General features: G+C 40.8%; 23 protein-coding genes. 5 read left to right on the forward strand and 18 right to left on the reverse strand.

Annotation, left to right across the window (positions count from 1 at the left end):
- Positions 1 to 105: 105 nt before the first annotated feature.
- From GSQ84_RS14465 to GSQ84_RS14475, 3 genes are all read right to left on the reverse strand, one after another.
- On the reverse strand, positions 106 to 2595 hold the full coding sequence (locus tag GSQ84_RS14465; RefSeq protein ID WP_158797984.1) for a M1 family aminopeptidase: 2490 nt from the start codon (positions 2593 to 2595) through the stop codon (positions 106 to 108).
- Positions 2596 to 2893: 298 nt separating this feature from the next.
- On the reverse strand, positions 2894 to 4342 hold the full coding sequence (locus tag GSQ84_RS14470) for an alpha-L-fucosidase (protein ID WP_158797985.1): 1449 nt from the start codon (positions 4340 to 4342) through the stop codon (positions 2894 to 2896).
- Positions 4343 to 4463: 121 nt separating this feature from the next.
- Positions 4464 to 6008, reverse strand: a complete 1545-nt coding sequence (locus GSQ84_RS14475; RefSeq protein ID WP_158797986.1) for a cryptochrome/photolyase family protein — start codon at positions 6006 to 6008, stop codon at positions 4464 to 4466.
- Between the two features lie 277 nt (positions 6009 to 6285).
- Here GSQ84_RS14475 and GSQ84_RS14480 point away from each other — a divergent pair, with 277 nt between their 5' ends.
- Positions 6286 to 6891 (forward strand): TetR/AcrR family transcriptional regulator, encoded by a 606-nt coding sequence (locus GSQ84_RS14480; RefSeq protein ID WP_158797987.1) that lies wholly within the window; start codon positions 6286 to 6288, stop codon positions 6889 to 6891.
- A gap of 44 nt (positions 6892 to 6935) precedes the next feature.
- On the forward strand, positions 6936 to 8180 hold the full coding sequence (locus GSQ84_RS14485; protein WP_158797988.1) for an MFS transporter: 1245 nt from the start codon (positions 6936 to 6938) through the stop codon (positions 8178 to 8180).
- 21 nt (positions 8181 to 8201) lie between these two features.
- Here the strand turns inward: GSQ84_RS14485 and GSQ84_RS14490 are convergent, their stop codons facing one another.
- From GSQ84_RS14490 to GSQ84_RS14535, 10 genes are all read right to left on the reverse strand, one after another.
- Complete coding sequence (locus GSQ84_RS14490) at positions 8202 to 9779, reverse strand: FAD-dependent monooxygenase (RefSeq protein WP_158797989.1); 1578 nt, start codon at positions 9777 to 9779, stop codon at positions 8202 to 8204.
- Between the two features lie 125 nt (positions 9780 to 9904).
- Positions 9905 to 10783, reverse strand: a complete 879-nt coding sequence (locus tag GSQ84_RS14495; protein ID WP_158797990.1) for a helix-turn-helix domain-containing protein — start codon at positions 10781 to 10783, stop codon at positions 9905 to 9907.
- 72 nt (positions 10784 to 10855) lie between these two features.
- On the reverse strand, positions 10856 to 11101 hold the full coding sequence (locus GSQ84_RS14500; RefSeq protein ID WP_158797991.1) for a hypothetical protein: 246 nt from the start codon (positions 11099 to 11101) through the stop codon (positions 10856 to 10858).
- Positions 11102 to 11213: 112 nt separating this feature from the next.
- Positions 11214 to 11579, reverse strand: coding sequence for a nuclear transport factor 2 family protein (locus GSQ84_RS14505; protein ID WP_254070871.1), 366 nt, complete (start codon positions 11577 to 11579; stop codon positions 11214 to 11216).
- Between the two features lie 36 nt (positions 11580 to 11615).
- Positions 11616 to 12302 (reverse strand): ATP-dependent Clp protease proteolytic subunit, encoded by a 687-nt coding sequence (locus tag GSQ84_RS14510; protein ID WP_158797992.1) that lies wholly within the window; start codon positions 12300 to 12302, stop codon positions 11616 to 11618.
- A 2-nt stretch (positions 12303 to 12304) separates the two neighbouring features.
- The gene (locus GSQ84_RS14515; protein ID WP_158797993.1) at positions 12305 to 12577 is read right to left on the reverse strand and encodes a hypothetical protein; all 273 of its coding nucleotides are present in this window, start codon (positions 12575 to 12577) and stop codon (positions 12305 to 12307) included.
- The gene (locus GSQ84_RS14520; RefSeq protein WP_158797994.1) at positions 12558 to 13100 is read right to left on the reverse strand and encodes an RNA polymerase sigma factor; all 543 of its coding nucleotides are present in this window, start codon (positions 13098 to 13100) and stop codon (positions 12558 to 12560) included. The genes GSQ84_RS14515 and GSQ84_RS14520 overlap by 20 nt, the downstream gene beginning before the upstream one ends.
- Positions 13101 to 13231: 131 nt before the next feature.
- Positions 13232 to 13465: a hypothetical protein gene (locus GSQ84_RS14525; RefSeq protein ID WP_158797995.1), complete on the reverse strand. Its 234-nt coding sequence runs from the start codon at positions 13463 to 13465 to the stop codon at positions 13232 to 13234.
- A gap of 110 nt (positions 13466 to 13575) precedes the next feature.
- Positions 13576 to 14187 carry a TetR/AcrR family transcriptional regulator gene (locus GSQ84_RS14530; RefSeq protein ID WP_158797996.1) on the reverse strand — a complete coding sequence of 204 codons (612 nt, stop codon included), beginning with the start codon at positions 14185 to 14187 and terminating at the stop codon, positions 13576 to 13578.
- Between the two features lie 59 nt (positions 14188 to 14246).
- Entirely contained in the window at positions 14247 to 15794 is a 1548-nt protein-coding gene (locus tag GSQ84_RS14535; RefSeq protein WP_158797997.1) for a DHA2 family efflux MFS transporter permease subunit, read from the reverse strand.
- A gap of 141 nt (positions 15795 to 15935) precedes the next feature.
- Between GSQ84_RS14535 and GSQ84_RS14540 the strand changes: the two genes are divergently transcribed.
- On the forward strand, positions 15936 to 16658 hold the full coding sequence (locus GSQ84_RS14540) for an SDR family oxidoreductase (RefSeq protein ID WP_158797998.1): 723 nt from the start codon (positions 15936 to 15938) through the stop codon (positions 16656 to 16658).
- 135 nt (positions 16659 to 16793) lie between these two features.
- Here the strand turns inward: GSQ84_RS14540 and GSQ84_RS14545 are convergent, their stop codons facing one another.
- The gene (locus tag GSQ84_RS14545) at positions 16794 to 17546 is read right to left on the reverse strand and encodes an SDR family oxidoreductase (protein WP_158797999.1); all 753 of its coding nucleotides are present in this window, start codon (positions 17544 to 17546) and stop codon (positions 16794 to 16796) included.
- A gap of 587 nt (positions 17547 to 18133) precedes the next feature.
- On the opposite strand from GSQ84_RS14545, the gene GSQ84_RS14550 reads away from it, so the two are divergent.
- Complete coding sequence (locus GSQ84_RS14550; RefSeq protein WP_216848935.1) at positions 18134 to 19537, forward strand: discoidin domain-containing protein; 1404 nt, start codon at positions 18134 to 18136, stop codon at positions 19535 to 19537.
- A 97-nt stretch (positions 19538 to 19634) separates the two neighbouring features.
- Here the strand turns inward: GSQ84_RS14550 and GSQ84_RS14555 are convergent, their stop codons facing one another.
- The 3 genes from GSQ84_RS14555 to GSQ84_RS14565 all read right to left on the reverse strand — a co-directional run bounded on the left by GSQ84_RS14555 (position 19635) and on the right by GSQ84_RS14565 (position 22505).
- Complete coding sequence (locus GSQ84_RS14555) at positions 19635 to 20573, reverse strand: zinc-binding dehydrogenase (protein ID WP_158798000.1); 939 nt, start codon at positions 20571 to 20573, stop codon at positions 19635 to 19637.
- 159 nt (positions 20574 to 20732) lie between these two features.
- Positions 20733 to 21650: an AraC family transcriptional regulator gene (locus tag GSQ84_RS14560; RefSeq protein WP_158798001.1), complete on the reverse strand. Its 918-nt coding sequence runs from the start codon at positions 21648 to 21650 to the stop codon at positions 20733 to 20735.
- 81 nt (positions 21651 to 21731) lie between these two features.
- The gene (locus tag GSQ84_RS14565) at positions 21732 to 22505 is read right to left on the reverse strand and encodes an SDR family NAD(P)-dependent oxidoreductase (protein WP_158798002.1); all 774 of its coding nucleotides are present in this window, start codon (positions 22503 to 22505) and stop codon (positions 21732 to 21734) included.
- 272 nt (positions 22506 to 22777) lie between these two features.
- Between GSQ84_RS14565 and GSQ84_RS14570 the strand changes: the two genes are divergently transcribed.
- Positions 22778 to 23062 carry a TIGR03643 family protein gene (locus GSQ84_RS14570; RefSeq protein ID WP_158798003.1) on the forward strand — a complete coding sequence of 95 codons (285 nt, stop codon included), beginning with the start codon at positions 22778 to 22780 and terminating at the stop codon, positions 23060 to 23062.
- Here the strand turns inward: GSQ84_RS14570 and GSQ84_RS14575 are convergent, their stop codons facing one another.
- Entirely contained in the window at positions 23063 to 25306 is a 2244-nt protein-coding gene (locus tag GSQ84_RS14575) for a TonB-dependent receptor domain-containing protein (RefSeq protein ID WP_158798004.1), read from the reverse strand.
- Between the last annotated feature and the right edge of the window lie 91 nt (positions 25307 to 25397).

Consider the following 25397-nt stretch of genomic DNA (forward strand, 5'->3'; position numbering starts at 1 on the left):
GATATATTTTATCTGACCTGATCAATTGATTTCACCACAAGCTAAAATGTACTTTCGACTTATTTATTCCTCCAGGTAGCAGGATGGTTATCTGGTATTATCCTCTTACTCTTTACTGTCGTTGATTCGCTTGATCGCATCTTCCGCTAAGTTCGCAGATTCCTTGTCATCAATATTTTTGCGTTCCTTTTTGATGTCCTCTAAAGAAGCAATCAATTTAGGGCCAACACCATATTTTTTATAGGTAACTGCGAGATCGCTGATGGTACGGATACCTTCTGCTACATAGGTACGGTTGGTCATCCTTCCAATCATGCCTGGCATCAGCTTTACCGCATTATCAATCTTAACCTGTACAGAGGCTTTTTTAAATGCTGCCATTACGTAAGGCCATTCTGCATCAGCGCCGTTCGTTTCATAAACACCAACAATTGCCTGAGAAACTGGCCCCTCTGCAGCTTGTTGTAATTCCTTTGCTGTTTTAAAAGCCTGGGCAGGAGCTACCACGTTCAATGCTGTTAACGCCGCGCCACGTACAGTGTAAGATGGACTTGTTAAGGCTGTCTGATAAAGATCCTGATAAGCCGCATTTTTAGTTTTGCCCAGCAAGGTTATTGCGGCAGCACGTACCGGATAGTTGGGATCGTTTTTAGCCAGGTCGGCAATAATGGGAAGAAACTCTGCCAGTAAACTTTGATCATCTGTTTTAATTGCCTTAACAGCCTTGATGCGCAAGCCATGGTATTTATCTTTTAATGCTGCTTTTAGTATTTCCTTGCCTTCTGCAGTTGTTTGCTGATCGGCAGCTGCCTGGAAAGCCTCAAAGCGATCCATATAAAGTGGGGCATGCTGATATTGGTAAAGCAATTCGGTTAAGGTTTTATGATCTGTTTTCTTAGTCAGCAGTATCTTCTCTGCATCAACATTCACCAGGTCTGGCCTGGCAGATAAATTAAAACTAAGCGTATCTTTTGCATGGCCTAACCAGATCTGGTGCCTTTCAGTTTTTCCACCAGCATATACATCAACAGCCACTGGCAACTGGAAGATCTGGCCCGACTGATTTTGGGCAATAAAAACCTGTTCTGTTTTTGTAGATTCGTTCCATTTATAGGTAATATCCAATATAGGATGACCCGCACCGTAATACCATTGGTTGAAGAACCAGTTCAGGTCCCTTCCGGATACTTCTTCCATAGCGAGGCGCAGATCCTGTACTTCGGCACTTTTAAAGGAACGATTTTTAAGATAAACACCTAAGCCTTTAAAAAAGGCTTCATCACCCAGGTAATTACGCAGCATGGTAAGTACCAATCCACCTTTATCATAAATATTTGAACCATTGATACCTTCACTATCAGAAAAATAGAACGGCACCAGGTTTTGATCTGCAGCTGTCTTATTCCTCAGATAAGCCTGCAATTCATCATAGCGTTTATCGTCACCATCATCTTTACCATATTTCTTTTCGTTCCAGTATTTTTCACCAAACACCGCAAAAGACTCATTTAGCGTTTCATTACTCCAGCTTTCGCAGGTAGCAAGGTCGCCAAACCATTGATGGAAAAGCTCATGCGCTATAGTAGTACCACCAGTACCATTTGGATCATCTATCAGTTCCCATGGGCTTTTTTGTACGTAGTCGCCAAGCAGGGTTGCCGAGGAATTTTCCATTGCACCAAGCGGGTAATCCCTCACCACCACCTGCGAATATTTTTCCCAGGCGAAATCAACACCAAGTGCTTTAGAAAAAAACTCCATCATCTCCGGGGTTTGGCCGAATACCGCTTTTGCATAAGGGAAATATTTAGGCTCCAGGTAATAGTTGACCTCTATATTGCGCCATTTATCTTTGTAGATCTTGAAGTCGCCAATGGCCATCATGAACAGATAAGGCGAGTGTGGCAATTTTTGTTTCCAGGTATCCGTACGGGTACCATCAGCATTAATTTTCTGACTGATCAGCAATCCGTTAGACAGTGTGGTGTATTTAGCGGGCACGGTCATGCTTAATTGCTGGGTAGTTTTTTGCTGTGGCTGATCAATGGTAGGGAACCAGCAGGATGAACTTACAGCTTCGCCCTGTGTCCATATCTGGGTCGGTTTATCTTTTTCGGTACCTTTTGGATTAACAAAATATAAACCCTTACCGTCTAATTTCTGACCAGGTTTATCGTGCAGCAGGTTAGGCTTTGAGGTATATTCGATATATACCACGTATTGCTCGCTGCCTTTATATTTTCTATCCAGTTTGATATGGAGTAAAAGGCTGTCTTCATAGTTGTATTGAAGTGATTTGAGCTTACCGTCTTTTAGGATAGCAATTTGCTGAATATCCATTCCTTTTGCATCCAGCGTCAGTGAATCTGTTGTATAAAAATGGGGCTTTAGCGTCACCCATTCTTTACCGTACAGGTAGGATTTCTGGTAATCAAACCTGACATCAAGCCGGGTATCAACCAAATCATTTATTTTAACTGGCGTTTCGCGGTAGCCTTTACCGTCTTTAGGGTTGATATTCGGCTGAGCGAAAGCAGCAGCAGAAATGACCGAGAAGAGTATAATCAGAAAAAAGGGCAGGTAGCGTTGTTTCATTATCAAAGTAATAATTTTAGGTGTAATTAACTGTTTTTATTAAGGCAAAAGCAGGTCATTTTCCAAACCACGGCTTTAGTGGGCGGAAGATAGAAAACAATTTTTCCAAACGCAAGATTAATCGGTTTAGCAACTTATATAATACATATAACGATCTTCCACTTGACCCGCCACAGTGATCTTAAAAAATAAAAAAGATTTCCGCAAGCCAGCTTACCTGGTGATACAAATTCAAGTGAGTAAGAGTGAAAAATAGATGATGCTTTTAAAATGCTATTGTGCTTTTCACAAGATATAGCTACTCGATTTTAATGACATAGCTATACCTGGTTTTAATTTTACCCGGAATAAACTCAGGAAATTTAACCTCTGAATTTCCCCCGGTAACAATATAAGGTAATACCTCTCCGGTTTCCAGCAGGCTTACCTTTTTACCTTTTAAATTCATATCTCTTAAAAGCACTTTGTGATTTGCAGGCCACACTGGAACAATCGCAAATACGGTGTTGCCTTTTTGGGTAAAGAACACTTCTTTTATCGCATAACCGGGATCCGGATCTTCAGTCAATTTTAACATGATGTCTCCACCAACATGGTCGCCGTTGTCTTCAGATTTTGGCTGATAATCTCTTTTACCGGGCCCCCACTGAATCGTGTTTTTATACTTGGTAGTGCCGTAAATAGCCTCACCATTTATTTTAAGCCATTGACCAATTTCCAATAAGCGTTCTTGCATGATAGGCGGTATTTTTCCATCTGCATCCGGACCAATGTCTAAAAGGAAATTGCCACCCCTGCTTACTTTATCAAGCAAATGAAGAATCAGCACCTTGGCAGAGTTATAATCCCAGGCATCCTCCATTCTGTTATACCCATAGGAGAATCCCATACCACGGCTTTCCTCAAAATAGTGGTTTTTAAAATCCATGTTAGGTTGGTATTCAGGGCTGTAAAAACCTCCGTGTTTGTAACGGGTGTCTTTACCCCAGCGGTCGTTCACCACAATTTTATCTTTGACTTTACTGTCGTTAAACATCCAACTGAGTATTTCTGTTGAGTGCCATAAAGTATCTGGCTGCTCCCACTCCCCATCAGTCCAGAAAACATCTGGTTTATAGGTATCGATCACATCCTTAATCTGCGGGATCATGTGTTTCTGAACGTACAACTGTTTATTATTTAGCCATAAAGGATTATACCATTCATACAAAGAATAATAAATACCAGGATGTACAGACGTTTTTCTTACCGCCTTAAACAGGTCACCCAATAAATCTCTTTTGGGTCCTACATCTACTGCGTTCCAGGCAAAACCACGACTTTCTGAAGCTTGTTTACTTGGCCATAAGGCAAAGCCATCATGGTGTTTGGAAGTAAGTACAATGTATTTGGCACCAGACTGTTCAAAGAGTTTGGCCCAGGCTTCAGGATCAAATAAATCAGCTTTAAAAAGCGGGGCAAATTGGTAATAACTAAAATCAGCGCCATATTTTTTATTGTGATATGCTACCGCTTGCCCCTTAAAACCATTTGATTGCAAATTTTCCTGGTACCATTCAGCATACTGCCCTTTTGGGGCCCATGCCGGTACGGAATAAACTCCCCAATGGATAAATATTCCAAATTTGGCATCCTTGTACCATTCAGGAATGGGTCTGGAATCTATTGATTTCCAGTTTGGCTGGTAGGTTTGTGCAAACATAGATTGACTAACAAGCAGTAACAGGTACAATAAGTATTTCTTCATCTTAGTTCATTGGGAGTTGACAGTTTAAGGGGTAGCACAAAAGAGATTAGAAAATCTATGATGTAACGCCCTTAAAGATAGTAAAATCTGAAAGGTATAAACAGATGGAGAGAAAAACTTGTTACAGCTCCTCCAGATGCTTCAAATAATAATTTGCGCGGAGTAAAATAGCTTCCCGATCGTGAGGAGCCATTTTATTCCATAAACGATAGACCATAGTGAGCCGGTAGTTAAGACTCAGCTTGTTGCGGTGGCGGTCGTGAAAATCCCAGTAGAGACTGTTAAAGGGGCAGGAATTTTCTTCGGTTTTTGTAGTGTGGTCATAGTGGCATTTTTCACAGTAGTTACTTTGCTTATGGATATAATTGGCACTTCCAGTATAAGGTTTTGATCCAATTATTCCTCCATCAGCAAACTGGCTCATTCCTCTGGTATTGGTAATCTCTACCCACTGGATGGCATCAATGTAAATTCCGAGATACCAAAAGTCTACATCGTCGGGTTTGATCCCTGCCAGTAAGGCAAAATTTCCAGTAATCATCAATCGCTGGATATGGTGCGCATAAGCATGTTCGAGTGATTGGCCAATACTATGTTTGAGGCAATTCATTTTTGTTTTTCCGGTCCAATACCAATCCGGCAGTTTTCTCTGGTGATCAAAGTAATTTAGGGTCTCAAATTCCGGCATTTTTAGCCAGTAGATGCCTCGCATATATTCGCGCCAACCCAGGATCTGCCTGATAAATCCTTCAAGCTGATTGATGGAAATGGATTTTTTATCCTGCTTCCAGGCTAAAAGTGCAGCGGTGATCACTTCCTTTGGGGATAGCATCTTTGTGTTCATCGCGAAAGACAAGCGCGAGTGATAAACTGACCATTCGTCCGTGTGCATCGCGTCCTGAAAAGTACCGAACAGCGGCAAACAGTAGTCAGTAAAATAATGCAAAAGTTCCAGCGCTTGGTGGCGGTTGATTGGCCAATAGAACTTTTCAGGATCTATGTAGCCGATAGTTGTTATTCCTGCTTCTCTAATACGTTCATATTGAGAGCTTATATTATTATCAAACAATAGCGGTGCATAGGGCTTATGGTTCTTTGGTAGCTTCTTGCGGTTCTCTTCGTCAAAATTCCATTTCCCGCCTACAGGCTCCTGCCCTTCCATCAATACTTTATGTTTTTTACGCATTTCCCGGTAAAAATTCTCCATCAGCAAAGCCTTTTTACCTGAAAAAAATGTGCCCAGTTCATCACGGGTAGTATAAAAGTGTTCGGTATCGCAGGCCTTACCAGCGATAAGTAATTTGCTGCAATAGGCTTTCAGTTCTTCATCCAGCCGGTATTCATCGGGCAATTGATATTCAAATCTTTCGATCTCATATTTTTTGATCAGTAAATCGCAGTTCGTGGCAAAGCGCTGTTTGTTTGAAGGATCATCAATTTTGAGGTATAAGGTATCATGACCACTCTTGTTCAGCGCTTCAACGAAACCTTCCATGGCCGCGAAAAATGCACAGACTTTTTGGATATGGTGCCATATGTAATCCGTTTCCGTACGTATTTCCATCATCACATATAAGACTGATGGATCTTGATGCGCAAACCAGGAATGCTGCAGGTTGAGCTGGTCGCCCAATAGCAGTCGTAATACTTTATACTTTTTTTCCATGTTTGTCTAGCTCATATCCTTAACACAGTTTGATCCGTAGTGTTTCCGATAGCTTTGATTATTTATCGAAATCTACCGGACCAGGAAGCCGCCATCAATTGATTATCGCATTTATCTTTTAAATGGAGTTGAAATTATTCAGCATTTAATGTTTTTCATAAAATGCAACTCCAACTTTCACTAGATACAAACCCAACGAACTGGCCGAATGAAAACATCTGACAAAAAATAATATTTTGTCAGAAAATACAATTATATTTGAGCATCAGATCAACTCATGACAAACCCGGACGATATTATTCAACAGGAAATTTTGCAGTCTGCCCTGCAGCTTTATCGTAAAGCCGGCCCCAGAAAGGTAACCATGGATAATTTAGCCAGAGCTACAGGCCGCAGCAGGAGTTCTCTTTATTATTATTTCAAAAATCGCGATGAGATTTTCCAGGCGGTACTCAGCAGAATTGCGGAGGATGTTGCGTCAGAGATTCGGGTTGCAGTAGCTGCAGCGAAAAGTTTAAACGAAAGGATATTCGCATTTTGCTTCACCAAGATCAAAACCTCTCAGGAATGGAAACGGGTTTTTAATGCCATTGATCAGCTAATGAGTGCCGAAGAACAGTCAAAGCATGCGAAATTTTTAGATGCTTTACATAGCAAACTTATTTACCTGGAAAGGGGTATATTGATGGAAGTACTTTCCACTCAGGATTTACAGGTTAACGCCCGTATCCATAACAATGCTGAATTGGATATACTGACTTTTTTGATTTCAAGCAGTGTACGTGGCGTAAGACGCGAAATCTATGACCATAATGACCCGCATGATGCAAAAGATGCAGCGCAATTATTGAGCGATATGGTTACCCAATGGCTGAGGTCATAATTTTTTATCCATTTTTCGACATTATTTAAAATTTCGTCAGTTACATGAAGCAAATAAGTGAGTATAATATATTTAGAGCATTTGCGAGCCGCAACTTTATGCTCTATTTTTTCGGCAGGGCTGTTTCTCAATTCGGTACCTGGATGCAGCGAACGGCTGTGGTATGGGTAGTATATGCTATGACGCATTCTGCATTTCTGCTCGGCGTAACCATTTTTGCAGAGCAATTCCCATCCTTTCTTTTTTCCATACTTGGCGGCGTGGTTGCCGACCGCTTTAACCGATACACCGTGATCAAGATCACCCAGATTACCTCTATGATTCAGGCTGTGTTGCTGGCCTTACTGGTGATTACCGGCCACACCACAGTGTGGGCCATCCTCTTGCTGAGTGTGATTCTGGGTATCATTAATGCCTTCGACGTTCCTGCCCGGCAATCTTTGATCAATGATGTGGTTGCCAGGCCGGAAGATTTACCCAATGCACTCTCCCTCTCTACAGCAACAGCCAGTCTGGCACAATTGCTGGGTCCTGCCCTATCAGGCATTGTGCTGAGCGCTTATGGAGCTGGTGTGTGTTTTCTCCTGAATGCAGCAAGCTTTGGCGGCGTTATCCTGTCGCTATTGCTGATGAAATTACCGGCTTATCTTCCCAAAAAAACGGATAAAAAGGTGATGACTGATTTTGCTGAAGGTTTTGCTTATATTAAAAACACTCCTGAAATTGGCCTCATCGCAGTTATGCTGGCGCTAGTTAGTTTACTGGTTCTTCCTTATAATACCCTATTGCCTGTATTTGCGAAAGTGGTTTTTAAAGGGGATGCGTCGACCTTTGGTTATATCAATAGTTTTGTAGGTATTGGTGCAGTAATGGGAACGATCTTTCTGGCCTCCCGCAAGTCTGGCGCAAATTTGAAACGTATTTTATTCTTCAGTACTGTGCTTTTGGGCATAGGGCTGATTTCTTTTTCACAGATCAGGAATTTCCCCGCAGCTATGTTTTTTGCCGCTATAGCCGGCTATGGGTCAATAGCACAGTTTACCATCAGCAATATTCTGGTGCAGTCGGGCGCTACCCCTGCTATGCGTGGCAGGGCGCTCGGCATTTTGCTGATGGCAACTTTTGGTATGCTACCTGTTGGCAGTTTGCTGATTGGCGCCATTTCTGAACATATCGGCGCACAGACAACTGTTTTGGCCCAGGGTATTTTAACGCTGGTCATTGCATTATTGTTCGTTAAGTTTTTAACCCGGCCTGCAAATAAGCTGAACATGCAACCAACTCAATGATAAATGCTGGTATTTCTAATCTTAAACTAACCATTGACCCAACCAGTCTTCTAAAACACTAAGATTCTCCATGGTATCGCAGGCGGCTACATAGCTGTCAGGTCTTACCAGGATAAAACCTGGGTGGCGGCCAAATACGTTTTCATAATCTGTTTCTTTTCCTGTCACGCTGGCAATGATTTGTACAGGAATCTGCTGTTTAGTCTTTAAAAGTGTGCCTGGCACCTGATCTGCATCCTGGTTGACCAGCAAAATAGTAAAGGCTGAGGGGTTCAGCAAATCGTAAACAAAGCTTGTATGGCCGTCTTTTAAAACGACCTTCACCTGCAATAGTGTGTCGGGAACCCTCATACCGGCGTTTAAACTACCCATTGAACGACCTTTTGCTGAAAGCCTGCTTTCTTTATATTCGTTTGCAACTTCGCTGATTATAGAAGTCCCTTTTTTCTGGATAAATTTAAAGCTTAATAGAGGGGGAATAAAAGCTGACATTAAGGAATAAATTACCGGATTTAACGAGTTAAACATATCTGTTGCTTTTTCAGTCGTGTTGAGCAGGCCTTTAATAATTGGAACACGTTCTTCCTCATAACTTTCTAAAAGTTCAGATTTAGCCAATCCTTTAATTACAAATGCCATTTTCCAGGAAAGGTTGATCATGTCCTGTATGCCTGTGTTCATTCCCTGACCACCAGCAGGACTATGAATATGGGCAGAATCACCACCAAAAAATACATTCCCTACTTTTAAAGTCTTCATCATACGACTATTGATACCATAACGTGATCCCCAGTTCATATCAAACAACCTTCCGGGAAGATGTACCACGTTATTATACAGATTTTGCAATTCCTCAATTGTTGGTGGCGCATCTGCTTTAGTATGATTTTCAGGATCAGTAACCATCATCCTAAACCGCTTTCCTGTCATTGGAAATAAAGCTACAAAGCCTTTTTTACTGATAAATACAGACATTTCGTCTTCAGGAATTTCCCCATCAATATGCAGGTCGCCCAGCGCGTAATTCTGCCCCATAGTTTTACCTTCAAAATGTAACCCCAGCTTTGTACGGGCGATGCTATGGGCACCTTCAGCACTAATCAGATAGGATGCGCCAAATTGTTCAGTTTTGCCATCGGGCTTTTTTATAGCAGCAGTGATGCCATTATCTTCCGCCAATTGCGTAAAATCAGTCATTTCTGTAGCCCATTCAATCACAATTCCCTGTCTGGCAACCTGATCACGCAATAGGCCCTCTGTTTCCGCTTGAGAAATCAATAAGCAAAAGTTATAGCGGCTTTGGATTAAAGCCAGGTTTACCTTTCCCAAAATTCTTTTTTCATTGTAGATGGTAGTATGATGAACCGGGTTACCTTTTGCGAGCATGTCTTTAGCAAGACCACGTTGCCCCATCAATTCAATTGTGCGTGACTGAACAGCCAGTGCCCTGGATGTTTTAGATGGCCCCTGAGCTTTATCAATTATTCTGACCGGTATGCCCATACGGCTCAATTCCATTGCAGCAGTTAATCCTGTAGGACCTGCACCGGCAATCAATACCGGCAAGGTTGTTTTTTCCTGTTTCTGTTGATTATTCATCTGATTATATTTATGACCGCGATCACTACAGTAAAATTAAGCTGGTGAAAATGGACATCACAAAAATCCGGTATTGAACAGCAAAGCACAAGGTTGAAAGGATTGTAAAAAAGGTAAAAAAGTCGCTATTTTGAAATAAGCTTTCGGTAAGCCATTGGTGAATCACCGGTCAGGTTCTTGAAATATTTCCCAAAATTGGACACATCGTCGAAACTCAAAAGGCCTGAAATTTCGCTTACTGTTAAACTTTTGTTTTGAAGCAATGCTTTTGCTTCGAGTATAACCCGTTCGTCGATCATCTCTCCAGCTGTTTTTCCAGCGTGACGCTGTACAATACCCGAAAAATATTTATTGCTTAAATTTTGTAAGGAGGCAAAAAAGCCTACTTTTCGTGCATTTCTGAAATGTTTTTCCAAATTATCTTTAAAGATGGACATGATGACTTCGGTGTGAGAATAATCAGCTGCAATGTTGTTCTCCTTGCTATTAATCTCAGCAATTTCAAACAGCAGAATTTGCAGGATGCTCCTTATCATATCCGCTCTATAAACGCCAGACTTTTTCACCTGTCTTTTGATGAGGTTAAAATACGTGCGGATAATTTTATTTTGACTTTTATTTAACAGGAGATTATGGTCATTTTTGTGGTAGAAAAAACTATAATGGTCAAGTTTACTGGTATCAGACAGGTTTTGAAGGAAAAATGATTTATCGAAAAAAATCACTTCGCTTTCAAAATCTGAACTGCTATGTATAAACTTACGGATGACGGCGGGGGCCATAGCAAAAATAGCTGGGGCCTTTACCTTTTGAGACAGCAAATCTGACTCGACCAGCAGTTCCCCTTTTTGAAGAAATGCAATAAAATACACCTCCATCCGACAGGGTTCCCACTTGGGTTCATTTTCGCGGTCAAACCGGTGAATGATAAATTGATCACTTGATTCACATTTTCCAAACCTGTTTTTTAAGGTTTCAATGTTGACAATATTTATTAATGACATATCATATGGTCAGTTTACCCTGAAGATAAGGATAATCAATTTAGCACGAACGACCAAACTAGTGCAATCCCTCTAGTTTAGACTGAAAATAACAGTCTCCTTAAACTCATCATCAGCACTTTTATCGTCTTTGATCTCTGTTAACAATTTGCTGAATTCGATTTTTTTACTGGTGAGGCTCAATTGAGCAGTCTTAATCGTTCTAAGCAGTTCTTTATCATCAGGATTTTGAGTAAGTTTTGATTCAAGATGATACAGGTATTTCTGTGCAGAGAGCGCTACTGATTTAAGTTCAATTAATTTCTCTGAATTTGTCATAAGCCATGATTTGAAGGGAAGGTCGTAAATAGTTTGATCAAGACAAAACAATTTAGAACAAAGTTTTTCATCAATTTGGCTAAGAAATCAAATAATTGCTATAAAAAGATCATCAACTTAGCTCGATATCCATCTGTTGCAACAGACCATCATTGATGATGTAAACATGTATTACTTTACCATCAAATAAGATATTGCCCTCTAAATCCTTCACCAATTGGTCAACTTCAACCGCTAAAGTTCCATTCTCTCTTTCATGGAAACCAACCGGTATTACCTTCGGGTCAATCTCTTTCCATTGGCGTTCCCAATAAGCGCTAACTTCATCATGACCGTTTGCATAGTCACCTTCCCAGGCTTTTGACCATTTTACTTCAGGATGCATTACCTGTAGTATGGCATTAATATCCCTGGCGTTAAAAGCCGTATAAGCATTTTTTATTAACTCTTGATTTTTAAGCATTTTTTCTTTGTTCATGAAATTATGTTTTTAATTGGAATTGTGTAGGGAGATCTAATCTGTATCACCCAAAACTTCATCTACCATACCCTGTGCTTTAGCTTCCGGGCCTGTCATCCAATAATCCCGGTCAGAAGCATTCTGTACCCAGTCATAGGTTTGACCGCTATGTTTAGCGATAATGTTATACAGATCTTGCTTTACCTTTATGATTTGTTGCGCAGTAATTTCGATATCAGCTGAAACGCCCTGCACGCCACCTGAAGGCTGGTGGATCATGATGCGCGAATGCTGTAGCGCTGCTCGTTTTCCTGCTTTGCCTGCGCAAAGTAAAATGGCGCTCATAGAACAAGCCATGCCAATACACACGGTGCCCACATCAGGTGTGATCAATTGCATAGTATCATAAATCCCCATACCCGAATACACATCACCGCCGGGAGAATTGATATAGATCTGGATATCTTTTTTAGCATCTACAGATTGCAGAAAAAGCAATTGCGCCTGGATAATATTTGCCATCCTGTCTGCAACAGGTTCGCCTAAAAATATGATCCGATCCATCATTAAACGTGAAAAAACATCCATTTGTGCTACATTCAGCTGGCGCTCTTCAGTGATATAAGGCGTCATGTTTGTCGGGATATTGATTGCACGGTTCAGGTAGCTATCCACATACTGGCTCCCTATGCGGTGGTGTTTAACTGCATATTTTCTAAATTCATTATGGTCGATATTCATGATTAATCTTTTTTGAACAGGTTTGTGATACGCTTCATAAAGCCGCTGTGTTGTGGTGCAGTAGCCAATATTTTTTGTACGGCGATAATCTCGTCTTTTAGCTTTTGGCGGCTATATTGCCTGACCAACGCATAAGTGTTTTGCTGATGCTGTATATCGTTTATCAGATCTTTGTTCAGCAATGTGTTAGCCTCGAACAAAAGCATGTCGCCAGGGGCCAGCCGGCCAGAAAGATAATCTTCGATAGCTTTGATATTATTCAATGAAGTCCGCATAGTTCAATGAGTTTTGTTTAACAGTTTCCCTGACTTTTTCGAGGCATTTATATTTTGCTACTGTTGCTGTATGTACGCTTGAGTAGTCAAATAGCGTTGCTACATTTGCAACCGGCAAACGATCATAATAATAAGCTTTAAGCAGTTCCATACATTTTTTACCTGCAGTTTCGAGGTAGTACAGTATTTTGTCGGTGGCAAGTTGTTCATCAGGTACAACTGCGGTGTCAAAATCATTTAATGGCTCGTTTTTACAACTGGCCCTATAACGTTGCAGCCATATTTTTTTGGCAATACCTACCAGATACGCTTTCTCGTTTATAATGATCTCAGCCTGTGTTGAGGTAACTTTCTCATAGTAGATGACCAGCGTATCCTGGAAAATATCCTGTGCTTCTTCAAGGCTGCCTCCCATTCGTGCAACATAACGGGCAACAGGGGAGAAAGCCTTTTGATATAGTGTTATAAAAAAAGCTTCTCGCAGTTCGACCTTTAAAAATCTGTTGTTATTTTTTGCTGTCATGAGTGTTTATTAGTAGGTGTAACCTATACGCCAAATATCACCCATGAAATTGCAAAATATTTTAAAAAGAATATTGTATCAAAACTATGATGATTTATAATAAATCTAAGGTATGGCTATTAAATAGCTATTTAGTCTTGTTTATCAGCTAATTGCTGATCCCGATTGCGTACATGATCTGCAAGCTGGTAGCTGGTTCCTTTATCTTCACTTTTATCTTCCATTCTTAGCAGAATGAATAGCGAAATAATAGGAATCAGGAAGGAGATGAAAAACCAGAACCAAAAACTGTATCCCCTGCTTTTCGCAAGTACTCCAGCTGCAGTTTGAGGAAAGAAGATTAAACCGAATAATAATGCTTCCATTATATGATGTTTAAGTTGCAGGTTTCAATAGCGATTCAAAAATAATCAATCATTTGATTAAAACGATTGATTAAAATCAATAGATTCACTTTGTTACCTTTTTATGACCATTAGCCTTTAATCATTTCTTTCATCCACATGGGGATTAATTTCTTGCGCTCCTGCATCAATCCTTTAAATTCATCAGAGGTAAAATATCCGGAGTCCAGCATTCTGGGGCGGGTTAAAAATGGAAAAAAAATCATTCCTGAAACATTCCAAAAAAGATTAACCGGGTGATAACTAATCTGTCCTCTGGTATTCATATCCTTTAATTGGCTGGAAAAGTGCGATTTTTCCAGTGATTTCATCCTACTGGTCATGTTTGGCGAGTTTAGGTTTCCACTCATCACCTCACTTACGGTAAAAAAAACGAAATCAGGAGTTTCCACTATAGTGTCAATATAATAACCTACGCAAAGCTCAATTTTTTCACTGACTGTCATTTTTTGATTGTTCAAAACCGGCTCAATTTGATTAAAAAGCTTATCTATGGTTTCGTCCATTATAAATTCAAAAAGCTTTTCCTTGCTCCTGAAATAATAATTTATAGAGGCTATATTGATGTCAGCTTCTGCAGCAATATCCCTTGTAGTGGTGGCCAGGAATCCCTTTTTTGTAAAGATCCTCCTTGCAGCATCCTTTATCTTTTCTTCTGTTGAAGTCTCGGTATCTGAAGACATAATCAATTTTAAATTTATCTGTAAAGCTAACCAATGCCTTACAGATAAATTAATAAAAATTAGTGTGAATCGGTAATGGCTTTCTGTCCTTTAACAAAGGGCGCCAAAAAAACCAGGGGAATAGCGCATAACATGGCAATACCAACTACCCAGTAAGAATCAATATAACTTAGGAGGGTGCTTTGCTTTTGTACTGCTCCATCAATAGCAGCGTAAGCCATTTTGGTAGCATCAAGAACGGATTTTCCTTTGAACATGAACGTTTGGGTTAAGCTATTCAACCTGTCGGTAAAGGAGGCGTTATAAGGATTGATGTTTGTCAATAGGTTATTCCGGTGAACGGCTTCCCTGATGTGGAGTAATGTATTTAACCCGGCTATACCGAAGGAACCACCCAATTGGCGCATCATGTTATTTAATCCAGTTCCCTGCCCTATTTCTTGTCCTTTTAAGCCGCCAATAGCTAAAGTAGTGAGTGGAACAAAAAGCAACGCTAGTCCAATTCCTCTGATTGCCAGGGGCCAGAAGAAATCACCTGCACCAGATGATAATGTTGAATTACTAAGCATCATTGAAAATATAAAAAATAAGACCATACCAACTATGGCCATAAATTGCGCAGGCACTCCTTTATTTAGCATAATACCAACAAAAGGCATAGTTAATAAGGTAAATAACCCACCTGGGAAGAGAATCTCGCCACTCTGTTGCGGCGAAAATCCTAAAAGGTTTTGTGTAAACAACGGGAAAACATAATTAGAACCATACAAACCTACACCCAAAATAAATGAGAGGAGCATTCCTGAAGAAAAACTCCGGTGCCGCATGATCTTAAAATTAACGATGGGATGATCGGTGCTCAACTCGCGCCATATAAAAAATAAGAGACCAAATATTGCAGTCACCGTTAACACCGTTATATAAGTGGTGGAAAACCAATCTTCATCCTCGCCTTTTTCCAGTATTGTTTGTAAGCTACCCACTGCTACTGCCAGCAGTGCAATGCCCCACCAGTCTATCGGTTTACCTTTGCCGGTGGCCGGTGTTGAATTTATATACATCAACGTACAAACTGCGGCCAGGCAGCCGATAGGGATGTTTACATAAAAAATCCATTGCCATGAAGCATGGTCATTAATAAAACCGCCAATTGTTGGGCCAACGGTTGGGCCAAATACAGCACCGAAACCGAATATCGCCGTCGCAGTTCCGGCCTGGCTTGCAGGCCACGCTTCCAAAAGTATAGCCTGAGCTGTTGATATTAAACCTGCTCCAGCAAGTCCCTGCAATATGCGAAAGCAAACCAGTTCGGTAAGGCTATGTGAATTCCCACATAAGAAAGAAGCGATAGTAAAAACTATGATCGACGTCAAAAAGTAATTCTTGCGTCCGAAAAAACTGCTTAGCCAGCCTGACATAGGCAGAATAATCACATTGGCGACACTATAACCTGTAATTACCCAGGCCGTGTCTGTGATGGTGCTCCCCAAATTCCCCTGTATCTGGGGAATGGAAACGTTAACAATTGTTGTATCTATCAGTTCCAGTAACGACGCGGTTACTACAGTGATCGTAATGATCCATTTTTTAAAACCTGTTTCTGCCATTTTTGATGATATTGATTGTGCAATTACAGGGGACAAAACTAATCAATCATTTGATTTAATCAATTGATTAAATCAAATGATTGATTATATTGCAGTTTGTTGACGGAGCAGTCAAAATCAATAAAAAAAAGAAAATAAACTATGAAATTATCAAATAACAAAATCCTGATTACAGGCGGCGCCACAGGTATAGGTCTGGGACTTACCGAAAGATTTTTCCAGGAAAACAATACCGTTATTATTTGCGGTAGAAATGAAGCTGCACTTCATGCAGTGTCTGAAAAACATCCTGGTGTAATTGGCAAAGTATGCGATATATCAAATGAAAAAGAACGCATTGACCTATATAATTGGGTTGCTGAAAACCATCCTGACCTGAATGTATTGGTTAACAATGCAGGTATTCAAAACTGGATGACCATACAGGACGATGACTTTTACGAGAAGACTAACAATGAAATTAACACTAATATTATTGCGCCTGTTCATTTGACCAGGCTTTTCCTGAACCTTAAATCTTTAAAAACAATCATCAATGTGACATCGGGTTTTGCTTTTGTACCATTTTCAAAAGTCCCTGTATATTGTAGTACGAAAGCATTTATGCGTTCATTCACACTTTCATTAAGGCACCAATTGAAGTCAGCGAATACGGAGGTCATTGAAATTATACCGCCAGCATTGAATACTGATTTGGGAGGAAAAGGCATTCATGACGAGCATCCGCCTGTAGGTGAATTTATAAAATCGATATTTGAGCAGTTAAAAGAAGGTAAAATTGAATTGACATTCGATACTACTGTAGCTATAACAGCAGCAACCAACGAAGTGATCGCCGGTTATTTTAATAAAATGAACCCATAATTGCTTAATCTTCAAACCAGAAGTATTGTATCTTCTGTCAAAGTTGAAACAGCAATGGTTATTTAGAAAACAGGAAACACGGCAGATAAATTAGTTTGAATTACTTTCATAACTATTTTATCTGCCGTGTTTTCATTATTTTGCCAGCCAGCCTCCATCAACAGCTAACGATGTGCCATTTATATAGGAAGCTCCGTCAGAACAAAGAAAGATAACGGCGTTTGCTATTTCCTGCGGTTCTCCTAAACGTCCCATGACCAGCGAGCTCTCGATTTTATCTTTAGCCGTTTTACTATTTCCCATCGTTCCTTCGAGCATAGGTGTTTTTATAGGGCCAGGGATCACGGCATTCACCCGTATGCCCTGCTTACCATAATCAATGGCGGCAACTTGTGTAAGTCCTATAATTCCATGTTTAGAAGCCGTGTAAGCCGACAAGGAAGGTACCCCGGTAATTCCTGCTGTTGATGAGGTATTCACGATAACGCCTTTTCCTTGTTTTAACATTTGGGGAATCTGATATTTTAAACCCAGCCAAACCCCTTTCATGTTAATACCAATGACCTTGTCAAATTCTTCTTCATCCACGTCAGCCGTGAGTTTTCCACCCAATTCAATACCTGCATTGTTAAATGCATAGTCCAGCGAACCATAAGTAGATACTGCCTTTTCTACCAAAGCTTTAACATCTGCACTTTTTGAAACATCCGTCTTTACGTAAATAGCTTCGCCTCCGGCTGATGTAATCGCATCGACCGTTTCTTTTGCATCAACTATATCTGCTACAACTACTTTTGCGCCGTTTTTAGCAAATTCAATTGCTGTTGCTCTTCCTATGCCTGTTGCCCCGCCAGTAACCAGGGCGACTTTGTTTTCAAACTGTCCCATTGTTTTTATAATTATATATCCGATTATATCAAATTTATTGTAAAATGTTACCACTGACCATGTCAGAAAACTGGATTTACATGTCAGTTTTCATTGGATCACTTAAAGCGCCGGCGTGTTAGATAATCCCGCTCATACTTTCACAACTTTCAGTTGCCGCGCCAGCAATCTCATAGTCCGGCACAATTGGGATATAATTGACCACTGATAATTGTGCTCAGGGCATAAATCCAGAATTTGCTGGTTAATCTGTATAAGATAAATACGTATTTAGACAATCAACTTACCGAATCAATCATTCTCTAACAATTTATTTCATTAAACAGGAAACAAACAAACCCAATCCACACCATATACAAAGCGGTAACATACTAATAGTTAATTTTTATACAAATAAATTTGTATTTCTGATAAGAATTTCATTAATTTTAGTTCAGACAGACACTTGTATAACCACATTTAACAGTTTAGCTAAAACGTTTAATTTACTCCACGAAGTTTCGATCCACCATTTCAATTAATCCTCAATCTCGATCATTTTATGATATAACTATATAATTAATCAAAAACCACTAAACAATTCTCTCATGAAAACTAAATTAATTCTTCTCCTCACGTTACTTATTGCAGTGACAATTTCGTGTAAAAAACAGGAAGAGAAACAGCCGGAGTTATCCCCATCAACTCTTTCTATGGTCAATAAAGCCCGCGCATTAGCAGAACCCCCAGCCACCTGGCAGGAACATTGGTTTGAACATGTACAACTGCTTAATAAGGTATTCAGTGATACCAGTGTTGCCGTGTATTTTGACAACGATGTAAGCCGTACGATCACCTGGCCTAATACTTACCTGGCACAGGTATGGAATTATACTAAACAGAAATATGGGTCTTTTGGTACTGATTCGCGCCTTTTTGTGATCCTGCATACGGGAAGATATGGCGGCGGACACCCAAGTACTTATATGGATGCCAGCCATGACTACAGAAATGTTATTGACTGCGGATCTAACAGCACCACTGCATGGCTATCCGGAACAGGCAATGACCTCGATCTGACCACTCATGAGGTAGGCCATATTGTGGAATTGGCCTCTAAAAATATTCAGGGTTCTCCGGCTTTTAATATCTGGCACGACAGTAAGTTTATGGAATTGTACATTTATGATGTATACCAGGGACTCGGCCGTACAGCTGATGCACAGCGCTGGTATAACCTTGTGCTGGGTAATTCAGATACTTATCCCCGGGCAAACAGTCATTGGTTTAAAGACTTCTGGTACCCAATCTACACTCAGCAGGGAAATCCCGCTTCTATCAACAATTACTTCACTTTATTGTCACTTTACTTCCCAACACAAACAGTATCCAATGGGATAACTAATATCAGTAAATATAGCAGGGACCTTAATTTTGGGGAGTTTGTCCATTTCTGGAGTGGCGCCACCGGTATAGACCTTACACCGCTTGCACTGACCGCTTTTGGAAACCTCGACGAACAGGGAAATGACTGGCTGGCACAACTGCAACAGGCAAAACTGACTTTCCCCGCTTTAGTTTATAGTAAAGATATTACTTCTCAGGGTGCTGTTACCGTTAGTAATGAAAACTCGGGAGGCGCATCAGCGACTGAAGGTTCCTCAAAACTCATTGACCGTTTGTATAATACCAAGTTCTTCTTAGCCGCTTTCCCAACCAGTTTCTGGGCAGAGGTAACTTTCCCGGGGGCGATGGTATCGCGTAAATACACCATTACCTCTGGTAATGATTCACCGGATAGGGACCCAAAGAACTGGAAGCTCCTGGGTTCTAACGATGGCAGCAATTTTGTGCAGCTGGACCTGAGATCAGGTGAGACCTTCGCGGCAAGAAATCAAACTAAAATATACACTTTTAACAATTCTACGGCTTACAAATATTACAGATTATCTATCACGGCAAGTAATGGAAGCGCCGATCTGCAATTAAGTGAATGGAGGTTACTGCAGTAAAGTTTATAAATAATAAAGCCGTATCGCAATGATTGATACGGCTTTATTTTAAGAAAGTGGATACGCTTTATATTAAGAGATCTTTTTTATCTAAAGATTATTCATAAATAGCAACAAAACGGCCATTTAACCCACCTTTTTTCAATTGATCCAAACTGTCAGGAATATCATCAAACGTGATCTTTATAATCTTTGATTTGATATTACCAGAAGCCATTAGCTTTAATACTTCATCAGCTTCAAGTTTCTCTCCATTAGAAGCACCTACATAGGTAATTTCTTTCATGGTTACTTTTTGTGCAGAAATTGTTGCCATTTCTTTGGCCAGTCCAATTTGAACTACGCGCCCTCTTGGTTTGATCGCATCAATAGCTGAAGCTGTAGTTGTACCGAAACCCGCAAAATCAACAATCACATCTAAACCAACCGACTCAAAATCGCGAATATCTGCTGACACGCCAATGGCGCCCATTTCTTTTACTTCATCCCATACTTTTTCATTCACTTCAGCTACATATACCTTAGCACCTAATTCATTTGCGATTTGTACACCTAATGAACCTAGTCCGCCAGAACCTATCACACCAATATTCATTCCTTTTTGAACCTGGCCTATTGTTACAATTGCTCTGTAAGCTGTCCTTGCCGCATCCATTGCCGGTGCCGCCTGTTCAAAAGGTACTTCGTCAGGAACATGAACACATAGTTCGGCCAACACCACTACACTATCGGCAAAACCACCGTTTGTAGCCGTACCCGGGCCTTCTGTCGTTGCCGGAACACCAACTCTCTGGCCAACTTTAAAATCATCTACACCCTCACCAACTTCGCTAACCACGCCTGCAATTTCGTGACCTAACACCGTTGGAATGTGTTTTAAAAGAGAGGTAATCGTCCCATCCATGAAACTCACATCACTATGGCATAGTCCTGCAGCTTTAATAGTCACCACAATTTCTCCTTTCCCTGCTTTTGGAGTAGGTATTTCGACTCTTATCAAAGGTTCATCGATTCCTGTAAACTGCCATGCTTTCATATATTGCTTGTTTTATTTACGATTTTAAAATTCTCTAAGGTAGATAGGATATTCAAAATTTAACCTGTCCAAATCATGACTTTTCATGTCCATTTCAATACTATTAATTGTTCAAAATAAGAAGCCTGAATTTGACTGGAGACATTCCAGTTTAGGCAATCAATTAAAAGCCGATCTGAATTGCACAGGAGAAACCCTTGTTTTAATCTTGAACAATCTGCTGAAAGACTGTGGATGTTCAAAGCCCAACCTGTAAGCCACTTCACTGATAGTCAGGTTAGTGGCAGACAATAATTCTTTTGATCTTTCGATCAGTTTTTGGTGAATATGCTGTTGTGCATTCAATCCGGTGAGCGAACGTAACATATCACTTAAGTAATTGGGCGTATAATTCAACTGCTCTGCCAGGTACTGGACTGTCGGTATGCCATGAACAATCGGTTTTTCTTCATTAAAATAACCATTCAGCAATTCTTCCAGCTGCTGAAGCAGCTCATTGTTAATCACTTGCCGGGTTAAAAACTGGCGCTTATAAAAGCGCTTGGCATAACTCAATAACAATTCGATCTGCGCAATAATAACTTCGTGGCTGAAGTCATCTATACGACTGTTTAGCTCCTTTTGAACGATGGAAAATATGGACAATATGGTTGTCCATTCCTGCTCGGAAAGGTGTAATGCTTCATTGCTTGCATACGAGAAGAAACCATAACTTTTAATTTTTCCAGCCAATGGATAACCTTGCAGAAAATCCGGATGGATGATCAGTGAATAACCTGCATTGTCCTCATATTTTTCTGTACCACCCATAATCTGGTTGGGAGCCGTGAATAATAAGCTTCCTTCATCAAAATCGTAATAACCCTGACCATACTTAAACTTTCCGCCTAGTTTGGTAATGAAAGAGATTTTATAGAAACTTGTCACATAACTAACAGGAAGTCTGCACATGTCGATTTGCCCTTCCGTAGCATCCATCAAGCTGATTAATGGATGGACAGGCCCCGGAAGCCCCAGCATACGGTGAATTTCTGATATAGATTCCAACTTACTGACTTTCGGTATTTCAGTTTTCATGTTTAAAGATAATAAATTATAACCGAGGGCGATTGAGGCCATCGGTCATAAATAAGGTTGCATTTAAGTATTGACCTGTGATTACCAGGGAAACGGTCCTTCAGGCCCCGTAAAAGTAGCGGTTGGACCATCTGTTTCCAGTGCCACACGGATAGGTTCACGTGAGCCTACCTCAACCGTATCGGTACCCTGGAAGTTATTCAGTGCTGTGGCCGTAAAACCCGGGCTGACTGCGTTCACCTTGATATTTTCCTTTTCCAGCTCTATAGCAAAGGCAACGGTTACGGCATTAAGTGCCGTTTTGGAGGCGGCATAAACAATGCCGAAATGTTCCTTTGCCCAGCAAGCAGGATCAGTTATCCAGGTTAAAGAGCCCAGGCCGCTTGATACATTAACAATACGGGCTGCCTTTGATTTGCGAAGCAAAGGCAATGTTGCCTGGGTCACCGCAATCACTCCGAATACATTCGTTTCCCAAACGGTCCGTACCTCTTCAAGCGATGCAGTGGAAGCTTTGCCGTCCTCCGTTGTTTCTTCTAAGGTGCGGCCAGGTTTGCCGGCATGTGATACAGCTGCATTGTTTACCAGCACGTCCAGGCGTCCGGATGCTGCCTCGATATGTGCCACCGCTGCGCTGATGGTTGATTGCTGGGTTACATCCAGCTGGATCGCATGTGCTGTACCACCGATCTCAGCCGCAGCCTTTTCTCCGTTGCTCAGCTTACGCGAACCGACATAAACAAGATAACCATTGTCTGCAAGCGCTTTGGCGATCTGAAAACCTACGCCCTGGTTGGCACCAGTGACCAGCGCAACAGGCTGGTTATTTGATGATGATTCAATCTGACTTTCCATAAAATTATGTTTAATGATTGAACAAAAGTGGGCATTCAACATACGGTAGTCATAACCAAATCAAGGACATCCGTAACCAAAATAAAAAAATGCGAGCGGTCAATTGGGATGACTATTGACCTGCTTTATTGAAATTTACTGATAAATGATTACTATCCTATTTATTCTTAAAGTTTGAAATATTGTGGCGCCATATTTGTTTAAAGGTCACAGATTTGGATGACGGGATCATCCTGCAAATCTCAAAATCTGACTCTAAATTAACCAGCTTTATGAACGAACCTAAGATATTCGACGCCGTAGCAACAGATCGAATTATAGAAATGGCCTGGGAAGACCGAACTTCATTTGATGTCATTAAACTTCAATTTGGAATTGGCGAACAGCAGGTCATTGGACTAATGCGCAGGGAAATGAAAGCATCAAGTTTTAGATTGTGGCGTGAGCGCGTACAAGGTCGAAAAACTAAACATAGGAAACCCGATGAAAGTTTGCCCAACAGATTCAGGTGTAGCAGACAGAGACAAATCAGCTCCAATAAAATCAGTAAAAGGTAATTAATTCCCTATCCGCTGACGTTCATCTTTTGCACCGCTATCTGATCTTCTTTCGTTCTTTACGCCATTAGAACCAAACGAACGGGAATAGACCAGCCTGAAAACAGGAAACCTGCTTGTTTCACTGCTATAGCTCAGATTAACATTGGAATCGAAGGCATCCCTGGTTAGCCTTCCAATATAACTTCTGTAGGTGAGCGACCTGAATACATCAGCTACCGATAGCTGAAAGCTTCCCTTATTATTCCCTAGTTCTTTTTTGATCCCCATATTTACTGTACCCATTCCCTTGATTTCCTGAGCGCCATAATAAGATAAAGAGTTGTAATAACCAGAAAGTTCAAGGGAGAAAAGCCTGGGAAGGGCAAATGATTGATTGTAATTCAGCGTGTAACTGTAATAAGACTTTTCAACCGGCACTAAAGTATAATCAAGCCTGAACTTTCTCCATCCTCCTGCAAAGCTATAGCTCATTTTCCACCAGTCAGTTATTCTGAAGGGTAAATTGGCTTGAAGAATAATATTATTTTGCCATGATATATTCTGCGGGGAAATATAAACCAGCTGTTTGGAAGGCCCGCTGACCACCTGCCCTTGTGCAATCGGATCGCTGTCCCTGCTGGCAAGAAGAGAAAAAGAGTAAGCGCGGTAATTATAAGCAAATTTCACGTTATCGGTAAGCCCTGGTTTTAGTAATGGATTACCCGTAAAAACAGAAACGGGATCATTGTAGTTAATATATGAGGCAAGGTCATTATAGGAAGGCCTGCTGATCCGCCTGGTGTAGGATAATTGCAGTTCTGTATTGCCATCTAGTTTCCTGCTAAAGAAAATATTCGGGAACAGTTTTGACAGATTGCGGTTGAGCGTATTGCTGTGGTTCACCTCATTCTCTGCCCGGTTATTCGAATATTCGTACCTTGCACCAACAATCAGACTCGTTACGCTATCCGGTTGTATATTAACGGATAGATAAGCAGCTGCGATAGTTTCCCTGATCAACAGATTGCCGGATTCCGGCAAAGGGTTTACCCATTGATCACCAACGAGATTTTCTATCCCTGATACCCCGTTATTACTGGTATACGTCCCTTTTATACCGCTTTCTAATTTCCAATCAGGGCTAAACTGTTTCGAGTAATCCAGCTTGGCAACTTTTACATTAATGTCTGTGTTGGCAAAGTTTCTCTGCAAAGGTGCATACAAACTATCCGTTGTTCCTGCCGGGTTTCCATGATTATCTACGAAAGAACTTTGCACAGCAGTGTTCCCATTACTTTTATAAACAATATAATCAAGTCCCAAACTAATCTTCTCTCCCTTTTCAATGATCTTCTCCATACTTAAACTACCGGTTACATTTTGTCCACTGCTCCTTCCATTGATAATAGAATTAAATAACAAGACTGAATCTGGTTTCATCATATAGGTACCCCGGTTAAGATGGTGACTGTAGTTAAGGCTATTTGTATAATTGACACTGCCATCTATCGTAATTTGAGGAGAAAGGATAGCATTAAAACCCGCAATTGCATTGTGGTAATTAGTTACAGGTTTGCTTGTTCCGAGATAGCTAAACCTGGTTTGTCCACCTATAGCAAGTACATTCTCTGTTCCTTCGGCCAGCATTTCACCAAAAGTTTTTTCGTGGGTATAGACGTAGGAACCATACCAGTTAACCTTAGTCCTGTTATAGTTTAAACTCATGCTCAGACCGGCCTTTTCTCCTTTGCCATAACCGCTATTCATACTTAAAGAACCACTTGTACCTTTTTGTTTATTTTTCCTGGTTACGATATTGATCAGTCCGGCATTCCCGTCAGCATCATAATTAGCAGGAGGAGTAGAAAGCAACTCTATCTGAGCAATGTTATCTGCATTCATGTTATTTAGCAAATCAACAACCTGCGCAATGGAAAGCCTGATCAGTTTACCATCCAGCATAACCATTACACCGGTTTTCCCGTTTAAGGCTATGGTATTGTTCCTCGGATCGATCACTACTCCCGGCGAACGTTCCAAAACCTGCAGCACTGAACTTCCTTTAGTCAACAGGCTGTTTTGCACATTCACGACTACGCCACCCGCACGTTGCTGAAACAAGGGTTTACTACCTCGAATAACAACCTGCCCCAATTGCTTTGAGGCTGGAACCTGCAGGCTATCGGCAACTTTTCCTGTTACCTGTCCAGAAGCATTCTGACAAAAACAATATAGACTCAGGGAAATAATGATGGCTCTCATAATAATGATTTTGCACCAAAAGAATGTTTTACAGCTATCCCTCAAAAATTGGATTGACCATGGGAGACGTATAACTGATCAAATGCAATAA

Source organism: Pedobacter sp. L105 (genome assembly GCF_009765875.1).
GTDB lineage: Bacteria > Bacteroidota > Bacteroidia > Sphingobacteriales > Sphingobacteriaceae > Pedobacter.

Coding starts and splice junctions, on each gene's coding strand:
- GSQ84_RS14495 (WP_158797990.1), bottom strand. CDS start 10,783: ATGTCATTAATAAATATTGTCAACATTGAAACCTTAAAAAACAGGTTT.
- GSQ84_RS14570 (WP_158798003.1), top strand. CDS start 22,778: ATGAACGAACCTAAGATATTCGACGCCGTAGCAACAGATCGAATTATA.
- GSQ84_RS14525 (WP_158797995.1), bottom strand. CDS start 13,465: ATGGAAGCATTATTATTCGGTTTAATCTTCTTTCCTCAAACTGCAGCT.
- GSQ84_RS14560 (WP_158798001.1), bottom strand. CDS start 21,650: ATGAAAACTGAAATACCGAAAGTCAGTAAGTTGGAATCTATATCAGAA.
- GSQ84_RS14470 (WP_158797985.1), bottom strand. CDS start 4,342: ATGAAGAAATACTTATTGTACCTGTTACTGCTTGTTAGTCAATCTATG.
- GSQ84_RS14520 (WP_158797994.1), bottom strand. CDS start 13,100: ATGACAGCAAAAAATAACAACAGATTTTTAAAGGTCGAACTGCGAGAA.
- GSQ84_RS14550 (WP_216848935.1), top strand. CDS start 18,134: ATGAAAACTAAATTAATTCTTCTCCTCACGTTACTTATTGCAGTGACA.
- GSQ84_RS14540 (WP_158797998.1), top strand. CDS start 15,936: ATGAAATTATCAAATAACAAAATCCTGATTACAGGCGGCGCCACAGGT.
- GSQ84_RS14575 (WP_158798004.1), bottom strand. CDS start 25,306: ATGAGAGCCATCATTATTTCCCTGAGTCTATATTGTTTTTGTCAGAAT.
- GSQ84_RS14545 (WP_158797999.1), bottom strand. CDS start 17,546: ATGGGACAGTTTGAAAACAAAGTCGCCCTGGTTACTGGCGGGGCAACA.
- GSQ84_RS14530 (WP_158797996.1), bottom strand. CDS start 14,187: ATGTCTTCAGATACCGAGACTTCAACAGAAGAAAAGATAAAGGATGCT.
- GSQ84_RS14500 (WP_158797991.1), bottom strand. CDS start 11,101: ATGACAAATTCAGAGAAATTAATTGAACTTAAATCAGTAGCGCTCTCT.
- GSQ84_RS14475 (WP_158797986.1), bottom strand. CDS start 6,008: ATGGAAAAAAAGTATAAAGTATTACGACTGCTATTGGGCGACCAGCTC.
- GSQ84_RS14535 (WP_158797997.1), bottom strand. CDS start 15,794: ATGGCAGAAACAGGTTTTAAAAAATGGATCATTACGATCACTGTAGTA.
- GSQ84_RS14555 (WP_158798000.1), bottom strand. CDS start 20,573: ATGAAAGCATGGCAGTTTACAGGAATCGATGAACCTTTGATAAGAGTC.
- GSQ84_RS14490 (WP_158797989.1), bottom strand. CDS start 9,779: ATGAATAATCAACAGAAACAGGAAAAAACAACCTTGCCGGTATTGATT.
- GSQ84_RS14515 (WP_158797993.1), bottom strand. CDS start 12,577: ATGCGGACTTCATTGAATAATATCAAAGCTATCGAAGATTATCTTTCT.
- GSQ84_RS14485 (WP_158797988.1), top strand. CDS start 6,936: ATGAAGCAAATAAGTGAGTATAATATATTTAGAGCATTTGCGAGCCGC.
- GSQ84_RS14505 (WP_254070871.1), bottom strand. CDS start 11,579: ATGAACAAAGAAAAAATGCTTAAAAATCAAGAGTTAATAAAAAATGCT.
- GSQ84_RS14480 (WP_158797987.1), top strand. CDS start 6,286: ATGACAAACCCGGACGATATTATTCAACAGGAAATTTTGCAGTCTGCC.
- GSQ84_RS14510 (WP_158797992.1), bottom strand. CDS start 12,302: ATGAATATCGACCATAATGAATTTAGAAAATATGCAGTTAAACACCAC.
- GSQ84_RS14565 (WP_158798002.1), bottom strand. CDS start 22,505: ATGGAAAGTCAGATTGAATCATCATCAAATAACCAGCCTGTTGCGCTG.
- GSQ84_RS14465 (WP_158797984.1), bottom strand. CDS start 2,595: ATGAAACAACGCTACCTGCCCTTTTTTCTGATTATACTCTTCTCGGTC.